Origin of the sequence: Arthrobacter sp. 2YAF22_2, assembly GCF_052114645.1 — a bacterium.
In the GTDB taxonomy this organism is placed as follows: domain Bacteria; phylum Actinomycetota; class Actinomycetes; order Actinomycetales; family Micrococcaceae; genus Arthrobacter.
In genome coordinates, this window is the sequence record NZ_JBFRFD010000520.1 from 1 (window position 1) to 2,496 (window position 2,496).

The window sequence follows — 2,496 nt, forward strand, 5'->3', positions numbered from 1 at the left end:
GCCCCGGCAGGCCGTGACTGTCCTTAATAACGGAGCTCTTTGCGACGGGGATCTTGAGCCCCCTCGCGCCGATCAGATGGGCTGCCTCGTTTTCCACCAGATGGGGATGTTCCGCTGGGTCCAGCTTCAGCAGGTAGCGGTGACCGCGCAGGGCCAGCGGCGTCGTCAGCATGGAGGCGCTGGTCTTGCGCTGCACCCCCGGGATGCCGTGCAGGTCGACGGTGTTGGCAAGTAGAGAAAAATCCAGCTCCTCCGGCCGCGAGGTGTCTGCCAGCGCCGCCGGATCGACGGGCAACTCTCCCGCAGGAACTACCTGGACGTCGCCCGGCACATCAGCCCCGACGGCGAGCAGCAGCGTCAATTCGTCGTCAAAACTGGTTTTCGTGGCGTTCTTCAACACGGTAAGCCGGTGCCCCTCGGGAAGGAGCCCGGCAAAGAAGGCCGGCAGGGCGCCCGCGGGGGCTTCCACCGCCACTTCGGATCCCGGCAGGGATACCGCAACCGCAGGGTACCCGCCCGCAAGATAGTCGGACCGGTACGAAAACCGCACCCCGCCGTCGGTGGTGCGGGCCAGGGAACCGGCCAGGTGTCCGTTCTTGTAGACGTCGGCGGACCTGACGAACCTCAGTTCCTGCAGTTCGGCAGCCATCAGATCACCGCGAGCCGCAGGCCGAGCACGTTGGCCACGGCCGCGACCGCACGCAATGAGGGGTTGCCGGTCCCGGTCTCGATGGCGCGGACGGTGCGCTCCGAGGTGGCGGCCAGCAACGCCAAATCCTCCTGGGTAAGCCCGGCAGCCTTGCGGCTTCGGCGGATCCCCTCGGCAATACTTGCCACGTCGGCCACGGCACTCCCCCTTCGAACGTATGCCACCTATGCGGGTGACGGTCCGGCAACATTCTGCCGATTTGGACCCCAATATCCTTCCATAATGCATGACGAGCATCCAATCGGCAAGATGTTGCCGATCATGCATTCACGGAGCAGCCCAGTCAACCGCATCGGCAAAACCGGCAGTATGCTGCCGAAACCCGGGTGCCCACGCACCCCTTCCGGCGGCGGCCACCCGACGCGTAGGCTCTGGGCCATGCGGAAGATCATCCTCGCCCTGCAGGTGTCCCTCGACGGCTACGTGGAGGGACCCGACCGGGACATCGGCTGGCACATGGTCGACGAGGAACTCCACAGCCATTTCAACGAACACCTCCGCACCATGGGCGCGTTCCTCAGTGGCCGCGTTTCCCATGAGCTGATGGCCAGCTTCTGGCCGACGGCGGACCAGGATCCGGCCTGCCCGCCGACGATGGCCGAGTTCGCCGGTATCTGGCGGGAGATGCCCAAGGTCGTCTATTCAAGCACGCTTGAGGCAACCGACTGGAACACCACTGTGGTGCGCGACGTCATCGCCGAGGACATCCTGGAAATGAAGGCACAGCCGGGCGGCGATTTGGCCCTGGGCGGGGCTGATCTTGCCGACACCTTCCGGCGCCTCGGGCTGATCGATGAGTACTGGATCTACGTCCACCCGGTGTTGATAGGGCGCGGGACACCCTTGTTCAAGCCCGCGGACAGCAAGACGCCGCTCACGCTCGTTCAAACCCGGGCGTTTGGCAATGGCGTTGTCTTGTTGCGGTACTCCAGCCCGCCAAAGGCCGGTGGCCGGCCGTCATAACGACAGCCGGCCACCGGCCCTTCAATGCAGTGCGCTGCGCCTCGGCGCGTACGCCCAGGCACCTACGCCTTGGTGCTTAGGCGCGGACGAACGTCACGCCGCCGGTGGCAGTCAGCCAGGACAGCGGGTGGACGATGGTCTGGTTGGTTCCGTTCATGCCGCCGCTGACGACCTGGCCGTTGCCGGCGTAGATGCCGACGTGGCCGGACTGAACCACCATGTCTCCGGGCTCCGGGGTCGCAACTACCGTCCCCTGGCTCAGGAACTGCTGCGGACCGAGGTCACCCACCGGGTGGCCGGCGGCGCCGAGAGCCTTCTCCACCATGGCGGTGCAGTCCTGGATAATGCCGATCTGGGCGTACGCGGAGGCGAGCATTGCGGCATTGACGCCGCCGGCTGCCGCCGGAGCCGGCGCCGGGGCCGCTGCGGCCTGCACGGTGATCTTCGGTGCGGCCGGGGCCTGCACTGCGGCCGGCGCGGCGGCGGCCGGGGCTGCGACCGCCGGAGCTGCGGCGGGCTGCTCGATCACGGGGGCCGGCGAAGTAGCAACGGCGGAGCGATCAAAGCTGATCTGCACGGAGGAATCAGCCGTGACCGGCGTCGAGACCTTGCTGGCGACGTCAACGGAGGATGCGGGGGCGGCGTCGCGCTGAACCGGTGCGACGGCGGCGTTGGCCGCCATGCCGCTTGTGAGGACGAGTCCGGAGGCTGCAAAGATTACTGCGGCCTGGCGGCCGACGGTACCTGACTTGATGGAAAATGCTGAGGACCGCCCGGCGGTGGCGTCGGAGCGATGGCGCGCAGCAGTAGTGCTTGAGAACATG

4 protein-coding genes are annotated in these 2,496 nt (G+C 66.9%); 1 reads left to right on the forward strand and 3 read right to left on the reverse strand.

Features of this window, described 5'->3' with window-relative positions:
• Together AB4Y86_RS16720 and AB4Y86_RS16725 are read right to left on the reverse strand one after the other, a co-directional pair.
• Nucleotides 1-649: type II toxin-antitoxin system HipA family toxin (locus AB4Y86_RS16720; RefSeq protein ID WP_441403295.1), on the reverse strand; the 649-nt coding region annotated here is incomplete at its 3' end.
• A complete protein-coding gene (locus AB4Y86_RS16725; RefSeq protein WP_441403296.1) occupies nt 649-846 on the reverse strand; it encodes a helix-turn-helix transcriptional regulator in 198 nt (65 codons plus the stop codon). The genes AB4Y86_RS16720 and AB4Y86_RS16725, both read right to left, overlap by 1 nt.
• A gap of 241 nt (nt 847-1,087) precedes the next feature.
• On the opposite strand from AB4Y86_RS16725, the gene AB4Y86_RS16730 reads away from it, so the two are divergent.
• Nucleotides 1,088-1,672 carry a dihydrofolate reductase family protein gene (locus AB4Y86_RS16730; protein ID WP_441403297.1) on the forward strand — a complete coding sequence of 195 codons (585 nt, stop codon included), beginning with the start codon at nt 1,088-1,090 and terminating at the stop codon, nt 1,670-1,672.
• A 76-nt stretch (nt 1,673-1,748) separates the two neighbouring features.
• Here the strand turns inward: AB4Y86_RS16730 and AB4Y86_RS16735 are convergent, their stop codons facing one another.
• Nucleotides 1,749-2,495: a hypothetical protein gene (locus AB4Y86_RS16735; protein ID WP_441403298.1), complete on the reverse strand. Its 747-nt coding sequence runs from the start codon at nt 2,493-2,495 to the stop codon at nt 1,749-1,751.
• Nucleotide 2,496: the final 1 nt, after the last annotated feature.

Bases quoted from the DNA above. Each gene is read 5' to 3' on its own strand.
- AB4Y86_RS16730 (WP_441403297.1), top strand. From the start codon at position 1,088: ATGCGGAAGATCATCCTCGCCCTGCAGGTGTCCCTCGACGGCTACGTG.
- AB4Y86_RS16735 (WP_441403298.1), bottom strand. From the start codon at position 2,495: ATGTTCTCAAGCACTACTGCTGCGCGCCATCGCTCCGACGCCACCGCC.